Genomic DNA, 15,615 nt, shown 5'->3' on the forward strand with positions numbered 1-15,615 from the left:
TGCCCGCTTCCGTCCGCAGTCACTCGACCCGATAGACCTCCGCGCCCTGCTCGCGGAACTGCGCCGACTTCTCGGCCATGCCCGCTTCCAGCGCGCGCGCCTCGTCCACGCCCTGTTCGGCGGCATAATCACGCACGTCCTGGGTGATCTTCATCGAGCAGAAATGCGGGCCGCACATCGAACAGAAGTGGGCCAGCTTGTGGGCGTCCTTGGGCAGGGTTTCGTCGTGGAATTCCTTGGCCTTTTCCGGATCCAGGCCGAGGTGGAACTGGTCTTCCCAGCGAAACTCGAAGCGCGCCTTGGACAAGGCGTTGTCACGCACCTGCGCGCCCGGATGGCCCTTGGCCAGGTCGGCCGCGTGCGCGGCGATCTTGTAGGCCATGATGCCGTCACGCACATCCTGGCGATTGGGCAGGCCGAGATGCTCCTTCGGCGTCACGTAGCAGAGCATCGCCGTGCCGTACCAGCCGATCATCGCCGCACCGATGGCGCTGGTGATGTGGTCGTAACCCGGCGCGATATCGGTGGTCAGCGGACCCAGTGTGTAGAACGGCGCTTCACCGCACTCGTGCAGCTGCTTCTCCATGTTCTCCTTGATCAGCTGCATCGGCACATGGCCCGGACCTTCGATGATGGTCTGCACATCGTGCTTCCAAGCGATCCTGGTCAACTCGCCAAGGGCTTCCAGTTCGCCGAACTGCGCGGCATCGTTGGCATCGGCGATGCAGCCCGGACGCAGTCCATCGCCGAGGCTGAAGGACACGTCGTAGGCCTTCATGATCTCGCAGATGTCCTCGAAGTGCGTGTAGAGGAAATTCTCCTTGTGGTGCGCCAAGCACCACTTGGCCATGATCGAACCACCGCGCGACACGATGCCGGTCACGCGCTTGGCGGTGAGCGGCACATGGCGCAGCAGCACACCGGCGTGGATGGTGAAGTAGTCCACGCCCTGCTCGGCCTGTTCGATCAGCGTGTCGCGGAAGATCTCCCAGTTCAGTTCCTCGGCGCGGCCATCCACTTTCTCCAGCGCCTGGTAGATCGGCACCGTGCCGATCGGCACCGGCGAGTTGCGGATGATCCACTCGCGCGTTTCATGGATGTGCTTGCCGGTGGAAAGGTCCATCACGGTGTCGCCACCCCAGCGGATCGCCCACACCAGCTTTTCCACTTCCTCGGCAATGCCGGAGGACACGGCGCTGTTGCCGATGTTGGCGTTGATCTTGGTCAGGAAGTTGCGGCCGATGATCATCGGCTCGCTTTCCGGATGGTTGATGTTGTTGGGCAACACCGCGCGACCACGCGCGATTTCATCGCGCACGAATTCCGGGGTGATGAACTTCTGGATGTTGGCACCGAAGCTCTGCCCCGGATGCTGTGCGAGCAGGCCGGCATCGCGCACCGCGTCCAGACGCTGGTTCTCGCGGATGGCCACGTATTCCATTTCCGGAGTGACGATGCCACGGCGCGCGTAATGCATCTGGGTGACGTTGGCCCCGCCGATCGCGCGACGTGGCAGCACGCGGCCGGGGAAACGCACCGCATCGAGCTTTGCGTTGCCTTCGCGTGAGCGCCCGAACGCCGAGCTCAAGCCAGCCAGTTGTTCGGTATCGCCACGTTCCTCGATCCAGCGCGCGCGCAACGGCGCCAGTCCCGCAGCCAGATCGATATTGGCCTGTGGATCGGTATACGGGCCGGAGGTGTCGTAAACGGTGACAGGATGATTCTCCTCACCACCGAACAATGTCGGCGTGCGGGTCAGCGCGATCTCGCGCATCGGCACCTGCAGGTCGGCGCGCGAACCGGGCACGAAGATCTTGCGTGAGCCGGGAATCGGCCGGGTCACGGATTCGGAGAGTTGCTGGGCCTGCTGCTGCAGGCTGGGCTGTGCGTTCATCGGCATTCGTCCTGGTCAATCCACACCTTGAGGTGCGAAGGCCATGCGAGCGGTCGCATGGTGGTACGAAGCGAAGGCGCACACCATCGGCTACCGGGCCCATCACGGGCACATCCACCGTTGGTACACGAAGCTTCCCTACGCCGGTATGAGCCGGATCAGGTTCGAAGGGTATGTCTCAACCGTGGCCCAGTGGCCGCGGTACCCCCGCTTCGGGCGGCATTAGACCACAAAGCGATGGCGCTGGCGTGGCGCGTTGCGGCAGCTGGACTAACAGAATCATGACGCCGCGTTCAGTAACATTTCACCGCTCGTCGTTCCGATGACTGCCTTGCGGCGCCTGCCGCTCCCCTTTCCCGGCTGGTTGCCAACGTGCACGCCGGTTGTCCTGCAAGCCCAGGCTCGCTCCCCTCAATCCCCTCTTGATCGGAGAAGCTCCTCCATGGTGTTTCGTGTTTCCATCGCGCTGGTCGCCGTACTGGTGGTTCTGGCCGGCATCGCGCCCGGCCCTTTCAACGACGTGGTGCAGACCGCGCTGGTCGAAGTCGTGCGTGGCGCCGGTTGGCTGTACCTGCTGATCGTATTCCTGACCCTGACTTTCCTGCTGTACCTGGCGTTCGGCCGTTTCGGCAACCTGCGCATCGGCGGCGAGGACGCCGAGCCGGACTTTTCCAGGGCCAGCTGGCTGTCGATGCTGTTTGCCGCCGGCATGGGAATCGGGCTGGTGTTCTGGGGTGCAGCCGAGCCAATCTCCCATTTCGTCACGCCCCCAGAGGGCCTGCCGCCGCAGAGTATGGACGCCGCACGCGCCTCGATGCGCTATGCCTTCTTCCACTGGGGCCTGCATCCCTGGGCGATCTACGCGCTGATCGGCCTGGCCATGGCGTGGTTCCAGTACAACCGCAACGGCCGCGGCCTGATCAGCGACATGCTGCAGCCGGTGATCGGCCGCTACCACCGTGGCTGGTTCGGACAGCTGGTGAACATCACGGCGGTGGTGGCGACAGCCATCGGCGTGGCGACCACGCTGGGCTTTGGCACCATCCAGATCGCCGCTGGCCTGCAACGGGTGTTCGGCATCACCGCAGGCGTGCCCCTGCAGATGACCGTCATCGGCGTTGCCTTCGTCCTGTACATGGCATCCACCGCCAGCGGCGTGGAACGCGGGGTCAAGTGGCTGTCCAACTTCAACCTGGGGTTGGCCACCACATTGCTGGCCATGCTGCTGGTACTTGGCCCCACCGGCTTCATCTTCGACATCTTCACCACCACCCTCGGTGCCTACCTCAACCAACTGGTGACGATGAGCCTTCGCATGTCGCCGTTCTCGGATAGCACCTGGGTGGCGGACTGGACCATCTTCTACTGGGCATGGTGGATCGCATGGGCACCGTTCGTGGGTTCCTTTATCGCCCGCGTGTCACGCGGTCGCAGCGTGCGCGAGTTCGTGGTGGGGGTTGTGCTTGCGCCGACGCTGCTGGGCTTTCTGTGGTTCTCCGTATTCGGTGGAACCGCGCTGTGGTCGCAGCTGTTCGGCCATGTCGATTTGACCCAGGCATTGAGCAACGGCTATGAAACAGTCCTGTTCACGATGTTCGACAGCCTGCCGGTCTCGTTGCTCCTGTCGATACTGGCGCTGTTGCTGTTGATGATCTTCTTCATCACCTCCGCCGACTCGGCGGTGTTGGTGCTCGCAAGCATGTCCACCGACGAAGCCGGCGATCCGTCACTGCCACGCAAGCTGGTGTGGGGTGTAGCGGTCGCACTCATCGCTGCCGTCCTGCTGCTGGCCGGCGGGCTTGACGCCCTGCAGGGAATGATCACCATTGCCGCGCTGCCGTTCGCGTTGCTGATGGTGCTGGTGATGGTGTCGCTGTACCGCGTACTGGACGCAGAGTCCAACCGCCAGCGCCGCCTGGCGCAGCGGGGACGGCATCTGATTGAGGCATGGATCGAACGCGAGCAGGCGGCGCAGGAAGAAGCGCGGGTGGAAGCTGCAGAGGCAGGCAGGGACAAGCCGTAGGTCCGCAGGCTGCGATTGAGCTTGTGTCTGTACTGACCCAGCGGCAACCCCTCCCCAGTCCTCCCCTGCGCTGTGCGCTAGGGAGGGAGTGGAACAGCGCGCAGCTGGTGCTTGTAGCCCCCTCCCTTGCGCACAGCGCAGGGGAGGGTTGGGGAGGGGTGCTTTCGCTCTTGCCCCAATCCCCGCAACGCCGGTACTTCAGTACCCGGCCGCCTGCCCATCCTTGCGGCTTTCCGAAGCGCCGTAGTACACGCCGGTTTCCGGGTCGCGCAGGATCGCCTGATAACCGCCGTAAGGGCCGTCGGCAAATACCACCCGGTGCCCCTTGCGCATCAATGAGCGAACGGTCTCATACGGGAATCCGGTTTCCAGATTGACCTCGCCGCCATCGCTCATCGCGGTGCCCTGCCCGGTCGGCTCGGTGGAGCCTTCGTGCTGGATGCGCGGCGCATCACCGGCTTCCTGCAGGTTCATACCGAAGTCCACCAGGTTCATCACGATCTGCGCGTGTCCCTGCGGCTGCATCGCCCCACCCATCACGCCGAAGCTGGCGTACGGCTTGCCGTCCTTGGTGATGAAGGACGGGATGATGGTCTGGAACGGCCGCTTGCCCGGCGCGTAACCGTTGGGATGGTCCTTCTGCAGCACGAACATCTCGCCACGGTCCTGCAGGATGAAACCCAGCCCCGGCGGCGCCATGCCGCTGCCCATGCCGCGATAGTTGGACTGGATCAGCGACACCATCATCCCGTCGGCATCGGCCACGGTCATGTAGATGGTGTCGCCCTGCTCCAGTTGTTTCGGCGTACCCGGCTGCGCTTCCTTCAACGCCTTGTCCGGGGAGATCAACGCCCGCCGTTGCGCGGCATAGTCCTTGGAGATCAGCCGCTGCACCGGTGCCGGCGAGAACGCCGGATCGGCATAGAAACGTGCGCGGTCGGCGAAGGCAAGCTTCTTGGCTTCCACGAACAGGTGCACGTGCTCGGGCGAACCGAACGGAATCTTCGAGAAGTCGTAGCCTTCCAGGATGTTGAGGATCTGCAGCGCGGCGATGCCCTGGCTGTTGGGCGGCAGCTCCCACACGTCATAACCACGGTAGCTGCTGCTCACCGGATCGACCCACTCGCCCTGATGAGTGGCCATGTCCTCGTAACGGAGGTAGCCGCCATTGGCCTTGAAGTAGCTGTCGATGGTGCGGGCGATGTCACCCTTGTAGAACGCATCACGACCACCCTCGGCGATCTGCTGCAGCGTATTGGCCAGGTTCGGGTTGCGCCACATCTCGCCCTTGCGCGGCGCGCGGCCATCAATGGTGAACTGCTCCGTGAAGCCGGGGTGCGGCGACAGGCGCGGCACCGAGCGGTCCCAGTAATAGGCGATCACCTCGGCCACCGGATGCCCCTCGCGCGCGTAGCGGATGGCCGGCGCCAGGTTGTCGGCCATCGGCTTGCGGCCGAAGCGCTCGTGCAGCGCGAACCAGCCATCGACCGCACCGGGCACCGACACCGGCAATGGTCCGGTGGCTGGAATTTCCTTCAGGCCGCGACGCTGGAATTCGGCCAGCGTCAGCGAACGCGGCGAGCGTCCGGAACCGTTGTAGCCGTGCAGCTTCCGGGTCTTCGGGTCCCAGACGATGGCGAACAGGTCGCCGCCGACCCCATTGCCGGTGGGCTCCATCAAGCCCAGTGCGGCATTGGCGGCGATGGCCGCATCCACCGCTGAACCGCCGGCTTTCATCACATCCAGCGCGATCTGCGTGGCCAATGGCTGCGAGGTGGCGGCCATCGCGTGCGGCGCGATGACTTCCGAACGGGTGGCAAATTCGTGACCGGTGATGCGGTCTGCGGCGTGCGCCGGCAAGGCCGCGGCGGCGGAAAGCGCGAGCAACAGCGTGGTTTTGCGAAGCATGAGGTGGCGCCGGTTGGGAACTCAGCCCCGGACGATAGCCCAACCTGCGCTGCCGCCCAACGGCCATGCACAGCACCCCTTCGGCCACCATGGCAGCCTCCCCCGCGCAGGTCGCGCGCGGGACGGGACCGCACCGCCGCCTTTTAGACGGTCACCGGTACGGCGTACAGCACCCGCGCAGGCGCCGGTATCGAAGCGGCATGTATCTGCATCTGCAGCTGCTGGGTTTCCTGCGTCGGATCCAGCCCCAGTTCTTCACGCAGCAGGGTTTCCAGGCATTCGTACACCTTCAGTGCGGCTGTGTGCATGCCACTGCCTGCATGGGCCCGCATCATGCGTCGCGCGTGTCCCTCGTTCCAGGGATCACGCTGGGTCAACCCGCGCGCCATCTGCAAGGCGCGCTCCCATTGCTGCTCCCCCAGCAATTCATCGCAGCAGCGCTCCGCCGCGCCGATCAGTTGCCCTTCCAGGTTCTGCCGCGCGGTTTCAAGCCAGGCATGGAAGTCCGGGCCAGCGATGTCTTCCATGCCGTCCAGGAAACTGCGCTGCCCGGTGGCCAGCCTCACCGCCTGGCACGGCGCGTGTACCAGCAGGTCGATGTCGAACAACTGCCGCTGTGCGCGCATCAGGCCCACCGCGCTGCGCTCCACCCGCAGCACATCCGGCCCCCATGTCTGGACGCAGTAGCGATTGAGATTGCACAACACCTGCCGCAGATTGGTCAGTGCGCTGGTTTCGCCCAGCTCCGGCCACAACAGCGCGGCCAGGCTGGTGCGCGCGTGCATGCGCCCGGATTCCACCGCCAGGTAACCCAGCAGCGCCCAGGCCTTGCGGTAGATCAACGGCGCCGGCAGCCCCTCGCTGCGGCCCATCAGCTGTACCAGCGCTTCCGGGCCCCGCTCGGTGACCTGACCATTCCAACGGACCTCCCCGGCCCGCATCACTTCCATTTCCGCCACAAGCGCCATGACATCCCCCGGATCGAGCCCGCGCATCAGGGCTCCTATCTGGTTAACCGGCAAAAGCGGCGCGATCCAATCACCGGCCTCCCATTCCTTGTGTGGCAAGGCTCAGCCAGCGGTTTCCAGCGCAAACCCGCGTGACTGCGGCAGCCCCTTGGCTATGTTTCAACCGCAACCAAGCTGCTGTGACGGGGCTTGCAGGGAATTTCCTGACAATCACACCTGCAAGCGTTGACATGCCCATCGCACTGGTGGTTATCTCGACCTCATGTTGCATCGCCACAACGCCACCGCTGACCTGTCTTCGACCCCGGCTTCCGCCGCGGCGTCGCTGCTCGTACTCGTACTTATTACCGAGCCAACAGGTGCGGGGCGAACTGGCGCGTAACAGAAAAACAGCCAGATTCGATAAAAGACCCCGCGCCGACCCCGGTGCGGGGTTTTTCGTTTCCAGCCTCTATTTCATCTGAAACCATGTTCACGACCGATACCGCCAAACAGAAACACACCGCCTGCGACACCAAGCGCACCGCGACTGCGTGCCTGGCGTTATCCCTGCCCCTGCCGGCCGCCGCGTCCTGACGCGACGGCCGTTTTTTTTTCACTGCACGTTTTCTCTTCATCGCAAGGAACCCAAGCACCATGAGCACCAACGAACTGCCCCAGATCAAAATCGCCGTCATCGGTTACGGCAGCCAGGGCCGCGCCCATGCACTGAACCTGCGTGAATCCGGCTTCGACGTGGTTGTCGGCCTGCGCGCTGGCGGCCCCACCGAGGTCAAGGCCCAGGCCGACGGCTTCACCGTCAAGACGCCGGCCGAAGCGGTCAAGGAGGCCGACCTGGTCGCCGTGCTGACCCCGGACATGGTGCAGAAGAAGCTCTACAACGAGGTGCTGGCCCCGAACATGAAGCAGGGCGCCTGCCTGCTGTTCGCCCACGGCCTGAACGTGCACTTCGGCATGATCGAACCGCGCGCCGACCTGGACGTGGTGCTGGTCGCGCCGAAGGGCCCGGGTGCGCTGGTCCGTCGCGAGTACGAAATCGGCCGTGGCGTGCCGTGCATCTACGCCGTCTACCAGGACACCAGCGGCAAGGCCGAGCAGTTCGCACTGGCGTATGCGGCCGGCCTGGGCGGCGCCCGCGCCAACGTCATCAAGACCACCTTCAAGGAAGAAACCGAAACCGACCTGTTCGGCGAGCAGGCCGTGCTGTGCGGCGGCGCTTCCTCGCTGGTGCAGGCCGGTTTTGAAACGCTGGTCGAAGCCGGCTACCAGCCGGAGATCGCCTACTACGAAGTGCTGCACGAACTGAAGCTGATCGTGGACCTGTTCTACGAAGGCGGCATCACCCGCATGCTGGAGTTCATCTCCGAAACCGCCCAGTACGGCGATTTCGTCAGCGGCCCGCGCGTGATCGACGCGTCGGTCAAGGCCCGCATGAAGGACGTGCTGACCGACATCCAGAACGGCACCTTCACCCGGAACTGGGAAGCCGAGTACGACGCCGGCCTGCCGAACTACAAGAAATTCCAGCAGGCCGACATGGAGCATCCGATCGAGAAGGTCGGCAAGGAACTGCGCGCCAAGATGGTCTGGTTGCAAGGTCAGACCGCGTAATCACGCGGCGGTCCCCCACCCGCACAACGCAAAGGTCGCTGCATGAACACTTCCATCCACGATGCGCCACGCAACGGCGCACGCTGGCTGACGCAGGCCCTGGAGGCCGAAGGCGTGCAAACGCTGTTCGGCTACCCAGGTGGCACCATCATGCCGTTCTACGACGCACTGGTGGATTCCAGCCTCAAGCACATCCTGGTACGCCATGAGCAGGGCGCTGCACTGGCCGCCAACGGCTACGCCCGTGCCAGCGGCAAGGTAGGCGTATGCGTGGCCACCTCCGGCCCGGGTGCGTCCAACCTGGTCACCGGCATCGCCGATGCGATGCTCGATTCGGTGCCGATGGTGTGCCTGACCGGCCAGGTCGGCACGCCGCTGCTGGGCACCGATGCGTTCCAGGAACTGGATGTGTTCGGCATGACCATGCCGATCGTCAAACACAGCTGGCTGGTGCGCAGCGTCGATGAATTGCCGAACGTGGTGTCCGAAGCGTTCCGCCTCGCCCGCGAAGGGCGTCCCGGCCCGGTCCTGATCGACCTGCCCAAGAACGTGCAGCTGGCCGATGCCTCGCATCTGCCCGAGCACGTGCCGGCCTCGGTTGATCCGGTGCCGGCACCGGCCGCCGAACGGCTGGCCGAGGCACTGGCCGCCATCGCCCAGGCCGAAAAGCCGGTGATCTACGGCGGCGGCGGCATCGCGCTGGCCGACGCGGTGGAAGACTTCCGCCAGTTCGTCGAAGCCACCGGCATCCCGACCGTGCTGACCCTGCGTGGACTGGGCGCACTGCCGGCCAACCATCCGCAGTACCTGGGCATGCTGGGCATGCACGGCACCCGCGCGGCCAACATGGCGGTGCAGGAATCGGATCTGCTGATCGTGGTCGGCGCCCGCTTCGACGACCGCGCCACCGGCAAGCTGGCCGAGTTCGCCCCGTTCGCCCGCGTCATCCACCTGGATGCCGATGTCTACGAAATCTCCAAGCTGCGTGGTGCCGACATCCCGGTGCCGGGCAATGTGCGCGACGGCGTGCGTGCCCTGGCCAGCGAGCGCGCCCACTGCAACGCCTGGCGTGCCCGCTGCGCGGCCAACCGTGAAAAGTTCACCGCCCGTTACGACGCGCCCGGCGAGCAGATCTACGCACCGCGCCTGCTCAAGCGCCTGAGCGAAGTGGCCCCGGCCGACACGGTGATTGCCTGCGATGTCGGCCAGCACCAGATGTGGGTGGCCCAGCATTGCCGCTTCAACCACCCGCGCAATCATCTGACCTCCGGCGCGTTGGGCACGATGGGCTTCGGCCTGCCGGCGGCGATGGGCGCGCAGTTCGCCTGCCCGGACCGCACCGTGGTGCTGGTCTCTGGCGACGGCAGTTTCATGATGAACGTGCAGGAGCTGGTGACCATCGCCCGCTGCAAGCTGCCGATCAAGATCGTGCTGCTGGACAACTCTTCGCTGGGCATGGTGCGCCAGTGGCAGGAGCTGTTCCATGCCGAGCGCTACAGCGAGATCGACCTGTCCGACAACCCGGACTTCGTCGCGCTGGCACAGGTGTTCGGCATCCAGGCCAAGCGCATCATCCACCGCAACGAAGTCGAGGACGGCCTGGCCGAACTGTTCGATGCACCTGGCCCGATGCTGCTGCACGTGTCCATCGATGCGCGCGCCAACGTCTGGCCGCTGGTGCCGCCGAACAACGCCAACAGCACCATGCTGGACAGCAACCCCGCCCACGCCAAGGCAACGCAGGAGAGTTCCAATGCAATACCGGCTTGACCTGGTGCTGAAGCCTGCCGAAGGCGCGCTGGTGCGCGTGATCGGCATGGTCGAACGCCGCGGCTTCTCCTTCAGCAACATCGCCGGCAGTCGCAACGTCGACGATGCCGGCCGCTGGCACGTGCAGATGGACATCGACGGCACCCGCCCGCCGGAAACCCTGCGCCACCAGCTGGAAAAGGTTTATGACTGCGAATCGGTAAGTGTCGTGCCGGTAGCCGGTGCCAGCGCATGAGCAGCGACGTAAGCGACGTACCGGTAGTACGCCGCCGCAACCCACGGAGGCGTCTTCTTCCAGGCCGGATCCCGGCAGGGCGTTCGCTTGCATCCGTTGATGGCCACGTACATGCCTGATCGTGGCCGTCCCGTCGTCGTTGCAGACCACGCTGGCGAGTTGCACGTCAGCGTCGCCGATGTGCTGGCCGCGCAGGCACGCCTGCGCCGTTTCCTGCCGCCTACCCCGCTGCACTACGCCGAACGCTTCGGCACCTGGCTGAAACTGGAAAACCTGCAGCGCACCGGCTCGTACAAGGTGCGCGGCGCGTTGAACGCGCTGCTGGCCGCACTGGAGCGCGGCGATGAGCGCCCGGTGATCTGCGCCTCTGCCGGCAACCATGCCCAGGGCGTAGCCTGGGCATCACACCGGCTGGGCGTGCAGGCCATCACGGTGATGCCGCACGGCGCACCGGAAACCAAGATTGCCGGCGTCCAGCACTGGGGCGCCACCGTGCGCCAGCACGGCAACAGCTACGACGAAGCCTATGCCTTCGCCCGCGACCTGGCCGAGCAGAACGGGTACCGCTTTCTGTCCGCCTTCGACGACCCGGACGTGATTGCCGGCCAGGGCACGCTGGGCATTGAACTGGCGCCGCATGCACCGGACGTGGTGATCGTTCCGATCGGCGGCGGCGGCCTCGCTTCGGGCGTGGCATTGGCATTGAAGTCGCAGGGTGTGCGCATCATCGGCGCGCAGGTCGAAGGCGTCGATTCGATGGCGCGTGCGATCCGCGGCGATGTGCGTGAGATCGATCCGGTGCCAACCCTGGCTGATGGCGTCAAGGTCAAGATTCCCGGCTTCATCACCCGCCGCCTGTGCGCCAGCCTGTTGGACGATGTGGTCATCGTGCGCGAGGCCGAGCTGCGCGAAACCCTGGTGCGGCTGGCACTGGAAGAACACGTCATCGCCGAAGGCGCTGGTGCGCTGGCGCTGGCCGCTGGCCGCCGCGTGGCCGGCAGGCGCAAATGCGCGGTGGTGTCCGGTGGCAACATCGATGCCACCGTGCTCTCCACCTTGTTGTCGGAAGTGCGACCACGCCCACCCCGCAAACCTCGACGGCGCAGCGGCGAGCGACTTAGAAGCCGCGCCAACTCGCCACCGCCACGCACGCTCAAATCCGAATCCCCCCAAATTTCCGTTACCGCTGTCGAGGAGACCCTCTGGTGAATACTCCAACCAACAACACCCCGCGAATTACCATCTTCGACACGACTCTGCGTGACGGCGAACAATCCCCGGGCTGCAGCATGACCCCACCGCAGAAGCTGGTGATGGCACGCGCCCTGGCCGAGCTGGGCGTGGACGTGATCGAAACCGGCTTCCCGGCAAGTTCCCAATCCGACCGTGAGGCGATGGCACTGATCGGCCGCGACGTACGTGACCCGGTGCTGGCAGTACTGTCGCGCTGCCTGGCCGCCGACATCGAAACCTCGGTCAAGGCGCTGGAAGCGGCAGCGCGCCCGCGTCTGCATGTGTTCCTGTCGACCAGCCCGCTGCATCGCGAGCACAAGCTGCGCATGAGCAAGGAACAGGTGCTGGAATCGGTGCACAAGCATGTGACCCTGGCACGCGGCTACCTGGACGACATCGAGTTCTCGGCCGAGGACGCCACCCGCACCGAGCTGGACTTCCTGACCGAAGTGACCCAGGTCGCCATCGCCGCCGGTGCCCGCACCATCAACCTGCCCGACACCGTCGGCTTCACCACGCCGGAAGAAATCCGCGCGATGTTCCAGCACGTGATCGCCAATGCGGCCGGCGCGGACAAGGTGATCTTCAGCACCCACTGCCACAACGACCTGGGCCTGGCCGTGGCCAACTCGCTGGCCGCCATCGAAGGCGGTGCACGCCAGGTGGAAGGCTCGATCAACGGCATCGGCGAGCGCGCCGGCAACTGCGCGTTGGAAGAGATCGCGATGGTGCTGAAGGTACGCAATGCCTTCTACAACAACTTCGACACCGGCTTCGACACCCAGCGCATCGTGCCCACCTCGCAGTTGCTACAGCGCCTGGTCGGCATGCCGGTCCAGCGCAACAAGGCCATCGTCGGCGCCAATGCGTTCGCGCACGAATCCGGCATCCACCAGCACGGCATGCTGCGCAACCGCAACACCTACGAAATCATGCGTCCGGAAGACGTGGGCTGGGAGTCCTCGCAGATGGTGCTGGGCCGCCACAGCGGCCGCGCGGCGGTTGAGGCGCGCCTGCGGGCGCTGGGCTACTGGCTGGAAGAGGAAGAACTGAAGCTGGTATTCGAGCAATTCAAGGCCATGTGCGAACAGCAGCGCGTGGTCACCGACGCCGACCTGCAGACCCTGATGCAGGGCACCTCCAGCAGCGACGGTTATCGCCTGGCGTCGATGACCATCAGCGATGTCGGCAGCCGTGCCAACGCACTGGTCGAGCTGTCCGATCCGGAAGGCAACCGCGTGGCGGAAACCGCGCAGGGCGACGGCCCGGTCGATGCGCTGTTCTCGGCATTGTCGGCCGCTACCGGCATCCAGCTGACCTTGGACAGCTATCACGTGCACAGCGTCGGCATCGGCGCCGATGCACGTGGCGAAGCCAACCTGAGCGTGCGCCATGAGGGCGAGGTTCTGGAAGGCACCGGCACCAGCCGTGACATCATCGAAGCCAGCGCGCTGGCCTGGCTGGATGTCACCAACCGCTTGTTGCGCCAGCGCGAAGGTGTGAACAACCAGGAAGCCGTCAGCGCCTGAGCGCGACGGCCCACGTAGGCAACGGAACGTAGAACCAATGAGCTCCGCACCCAAAACCCTGTATGACAAGCTGTGGGACGCGCACGTCGTCGTCCCCGAATCGGACAGCGCGCCGGCCGTGCTGTACATCGACCTGCACCTGATCCATGAAGTCACCTCGCCGCAGGCCTTCACCGAGCTGCGCGAACGCGGCCTCAAGCCGCGCCGCACCGATCGCACCAAGGCGACGATGGATCACTCCACCCCGACCCTGCCGGCCGGCGCTGACGGCAAGCTGCCGTACGCCAGCAAGGCCTCCGAGGCACAGGTGGAGATGCTGGCGAAGAACTGCGCCGAGTACGGCATCGAGTTGTTCGACATGGCCTCGGCCAACCGCGGCATCGTCCATGTCATCGCCCCGGAACAGGGTTTCACCCAGCCGGGCATGACCATCGTCTGCGGCGACAGCCACACCTCCACGCATGGTGCGTTCGGCGCGCTGGCGTTCGGCATCGGCACCAGCGAAGTCGGCCACGTGCTGGCCACGCAATGCCTGCTGCAACGCAAGGCCCGGACCATGTCGATCACCGTTGATGGTGCGCTGGCGCCGGGCGTCGGTGCCAAGGACGTGGTGCTGCACATCATCGGTGTGATCGGCGTCAACGGCGGCACCGGCCACGTGCTGGAATTCCGTGGCTCGGCGATCCGCGCGATGGATATGGAACAACGCATGACCCTGTGCAACATGTCCATCGAAGCCGGTGCACGCGCCGGCATGGTCGCTCCGGATCAGGTCACCTTCGACTGGGTCGCCAGGACTCCGCGCGGCCCCAAGGGCGCCGACTTCGACAAGGCCGTGGCGTACTGGAAGACGCTGGTCAGCGAAGAAGGCGCGCCGTTCGATGTGGAAGTGCATATCGATGCCGCCGACATCCGCCCGACCCTGACCTGGGGCACGCACCCGGGCACCGCGATCGCAGTGGATGCGCCGATCCCGGCCGCCAACGACGCCGCCGCGCAGAAGGGCCTGGATTACATGAAGTTCGAAGCCGGCCATGCGCTGGTCGGCACGCCGGTGGACGTGGTGTTCGTCGGTTCCTGCACCAACGGCCGCCTGAGCGACATGCGCGAAGTGGCGCAGGTGCTGCGCGGGCGTCGCGTCGCCGATGGCGTGCGCATGCTGGTGGTGCCGGGTTCGGAGATCGTCAAGCGCGACGCCGAGGCCGAGGGCATCCACGAGATCGTGCGTGCCGCCGGTGCCGAATGGCGCGAGCCGGGTTGCTCGATGTGCATCGCCATGAACGGCGACCTGGTCGCACCGGGACAGCTTGCGGTGAGCACCAGCAACCGCAATTTTGAAGGCCGCCAAGGCCCGGGCTCGCGCACACTGCTGGCCTCGCCGATGAGCGCCGCATGGGCCGCGGTGAACGGCCATGTCGCCGACCCGCGTGAACTGTTTGCCAAGGAGGTGGCCTGATGGCCGGTTTCCGTACCCTGACCTCGCGCAGCGTGGTGCTGCGCCAGACCAACATCGACACCGACCAGATCATCCCGGCGCGCTTCCTGTCCACCACCGAACGTGCGGGCCTGGGCAAGAACGCCTTCAATGACTGGCGCTGGCAGGCTGATGGTTCACCGAACCCGGAATTCGCCTTCAACCAGCAAGAGAACGCAGGCCGTTCGATCCTGCTGGCCGGTCGCAACTTCGGCGGCGGTTCTTCGCGCGAGCATGCGCCGTGGGCGCTGACCGACCTGGGTCTGCGTGCCATCGTCAGCAGCGAGATCGCCGACATCTTCCGCGGCAACTCGCTGAAGAACGGCCTGCTGCCGATCGTGCTGGAAGAGGCCGACGTGCAAGCGCTGATGCAGAACCCGGACGACGAACTGACTGTTGACGTAGCTGCGCGCGAACTGCGCACCTCGTCCGGCAAGACGTATTCGTTCCCGCTGGATGGGTTCTCGCAGACCTGCCTGCTGGAAGGCGTGGATCAGCTGGGATGGTTGCTGGGGCGTGTTTCGGAGATCGAAGCATACGAGTCGGCTCGCGCAGCGTGAGCATTCGCCCCTTCCCTGCGCCCTGCAGCGCAAGGGAGTGGATCGCGGCGGCCGGCAGCACGGTCGCACCGCCGCAGGAACAGCCCCTCCCCTTGGCGGCGAAGCCGACAGGGGGAGGTTGGAAGGGGGTAGCTTCAAGCCTCACCCCTCCCCAACCCTCCCCTTTGCTACGCAAAAGGGAGGGAGCAGAACCCGGCGGCCGGCAGCAATGCCGCGCAGCCTCAAGAACAGCCCCTCCCTTTGGCGGCGAAGCCGGCAGGGAGAGGTTGGGAGGGGGGTAGCTTCAAACTTCACCCTTCCCCAACCCTCCCCTTTGCTACGCAAAAGTGAGGGAGCAGAACCCGGCGGCCGGCAGCAATGCCGCGCAGCCTCAAGAACAGCCCCTCCCTTTGGCGGCGAAGCCGGCAGGG

General features: G+C 65.4%; 12 protein-coding genes and 1 riboswitch. Of the genes, 8 read left to right on the forward strand and 4 right to left on the reverse strand.

Features of this window, described 5'->3' with window-relative positions; all coding sequences use genetic code 11:
* Window positions 1-19: 19 nt before the first annotated feature.
* Window positions 20-1,894, reverse strand: coding sequence for a phosphomethylpyrimidine synthase ThiC (gene thiC / locus LR961_RS15085; protein WP_232150766.1), 1,875 nt, complete (start codon window positions 1,892-1,894; stop codon window positions 20-22).
* Between the two features lie 117 nt (window positions 1,895-2,011).
* Window positions 2,012-2,113: riboswitch (TPP riboswitch) on the reverse strand.
* Window positions 2,114-2,336: 223 nt separating this feature from the next.
* Here thiC and LR961_RS15090 point away from each other — a divergent pair.
* On the forward strand, window positions 2,337-3,917 hold the full coding sequence (locus tag LR961_RS15090) for a BCCT family transporter (RefSeq protein WP_232150767.1): 1,581 nt from the start codon (window positions 2,337-2,339) through the stop codon (window positions 3,915-3,917).
* Between the two features lie 198 nt (window positions 3,918-4,115).
* On the opposite strand, the gene ggt is transcribed toward LR961_RS15090, so the two are convergent.
* From ggt to LR961_RS15105, 3 genes are all read right to left on the reverse strand, one after another.
* Entirely contained in the window at window positions 4,116-5,825 is a 1,710-nt protein-coding gene (ggt, locus tag LR961_RS15095) for a gamma-glutamyltransferase (protein ID WP_232150768.1), read from the reverse strand.
* A gap of 143 nt (window positions 5,826-5,968) precedes the next feature.
* Window positions 5,969-6,820 carry a BTAD domain-containing putative transcriptional regulator gene (locus LR961_RS15100; RefSeq protein ID WP_232150769.1) on the reverse strand — a complete coding sequence of 284 codons (852 nt, stop codon included), beginning with the start codon at window positions 6,818-6,820 and terminating at the stop codon, window positions 5,969-5,971.
* A gap of 317 nt (window positions 6,821-7,137) precedes the next feature.
* Complete coding sequence (locus tag LR961_RS15105; RefSeq protein WP_232150770.1) at window positions 7,138-7,410, reverse strand: hypothetical protein; 273 nt, start codon at window positions 7,408-7,410, stop codon at window positions 7,138-7,140.
* A gap of 19 nt (window positions 7,411-7,429) precedes the next feature.
* Between LR961_RS15105 and ilvC the strand changes: the two genes are divergently transcribed.
* From ilvC to leuD, 7 genes are all read left to right on the forward strand, one after another.
* A complete protein-coding gene (gene ilvC, locus LR961_RS15110; protein WP_232150771.1) occupies window positions 7,430-8,404 on the forward strand; it encodes a ketol-acid reductoisomerase in 975 nt (324 codons plus the stop codon).
* A gap of 42 nt (window positions 8,405-8,446) precedes the next feature.
* Entirely contained in the window at window positions 8,447-10,174 is a 1,728-nt protein-coding gene (gene ilvG, locus LR961_RS15115) for an acetolactate synthase 2 catalytic subunit (RefSeq protein ID WP_232150772.1), read from the forward strand.
* Complete coding sequence (locus LR961_RS15120) at window positions 10,158-10,409, forward strand: ACT domain-containing protein (RefSeq protein ID WP_232150773.1); 252 nt, start codon at window positions 10,158-10,160, stop codon at window positions 10,407-10,409. The genes ilvG and LR961_RS15120 overlap by 17 nt, the downstream gene beginning before the upstream one ends.
* Window positions 10,410-10,520: 111 nt before the next feature.
* Window positions 10,521-11,618 (forward strand): threonine dehydratase, encoded by a 1,098-nt coding sequence (locus tag LR961_RS15125; protein WP_269670733.1) that lies wholly within the window; start codon window positions 10,521-10,523, stop codon window positions 11,616-11,618.
* A complete protein-coding gene (locus LR961_RS15130; RefSeq protein ID WP_232151162.1) occupies window positions 11,612-13,171 on the forward strand; it encodes a 2-isopropylmalate synthase in 1,560 nt (519 codons plus the stop codon). Before LR961_RS15125 ends, LR961_RS15130 begins: the two co-directional genes overlap by 7 nt.
* 37 nt (window positions 13,172-13,208) lie before the next feature.
* Window positions 13,209-14,627 carry a 3-isopropylmalate dehydratase large subunit gene (gene leuC / locus LR961_RS15135; RefSeq protein ID WP_232150774.1) on the forward strand — a complete coding sequence of 473 codons (1,419 nt, stop codon included), beginning with the start codon at window positions 13,209-13,211 and terminating at the stop codon, window positions 14,625-14,627.
* On the forward strand, window positions 14,627-15,205 hold the full coding sequence (leuD, locus tag LR961_RS15140) for a 3-isopropylmalate dehydratase small subunit (RefSeq protein ID WP_232150775.1): 579 nt from the start codon (window positions 14,627-14,629) through the stop codon (window positions 15,203-15,205). The genes leuC and leuD overlap by 1 nt, the downstream gene beginning before the upstream one ends.
* Window positions 15,206-15,615 lie beyond the last annotated feature (410 nt).

The sequence above is a fragment of the Stenotrophomonas sp. SY1 genome (assembly GCF_021202945.1).
In the GTDB taxonomy this organism is placed as follows: domain Bacteria; phylum Pseudomonadota; class Gammaproteobacteria; order Xanthomonadales; family Xanthomonadaceae; genus Stenotrophomonas.

Coding starts and splice junctions, on each gene's coding strand:
- leuC (WP_232150774.1), top strand. CDS start 13,209: ATGAGCTCCGCACCCAAAACCCTGTATGACAAGCTGTGGGACGCGCAC.
- LR961_RS15105 (WP_232150770.1), bottom strand. CDS start 7,410: ATGAAGAGAAAACGTGCAGTGAAAAAAAAACGGCCGTCGCGTCAGGAC.
- LR961_RS15120 (WP_232150773.1), top strand. CDS start 10,158: ATGCAATACCGGCTTGACCTGGTGCTGAAGCCTGCCGAAGGCGCGCTG.
- leuD (WP_232150775.1), top strand. CDS start 14,627: ATGGCCGGTTTCCGTACCCTGACCTCGCGCAGCGTGGTGCTGCGCCAG.
- LR961_RS15090 (WP_232150767.1), top strand. CDS start 2,337: ATGGTGTTTCGTGTTTCCATCGCGCTGGTCGCCGTACTGGTGGTTCTG.
- LR961_RS15100 (WP_232150769.1), bottom strand. CDS start 6,820: ATGCGCGGGCTCGATCCGGGGGATGTCATGGCGCTTGTGGCGGAAATG.
- ilvC (WP_232150771.1), top strand. CDS start 7,430: ATGAGCACCAACGAACTGCCCCAGATCAAAATCGCCGTCATCGGTTAC.
- thiC (WP_232150766.1), bottom strand. CDS start 1,894: ATGAACGCACAGCCCAGCCTGCAGCAGCAGGCCCAGCAACTCTCCGAA.
- ggt (WP_232150768.1), bottom strand. CDS start 5,825: ATGCTTCGCAAAACCACGCTGTTGCTCGCGCTTTCCGCCGCCGCGGCC.
- ilvG (WP_232150772.1), top strand. CDS start 8,447: ATGAACACTTCCATCCACGATGCGCCACGCAACGGCGCACGCTGGCTG.
- LR961_RS15125 (WP_269670733.1), top strand. CDS start 10,521: ATGCCTGATCGTGGCCGTCCCGTCGTCGTTGCAGACCACGCTGGCGAG.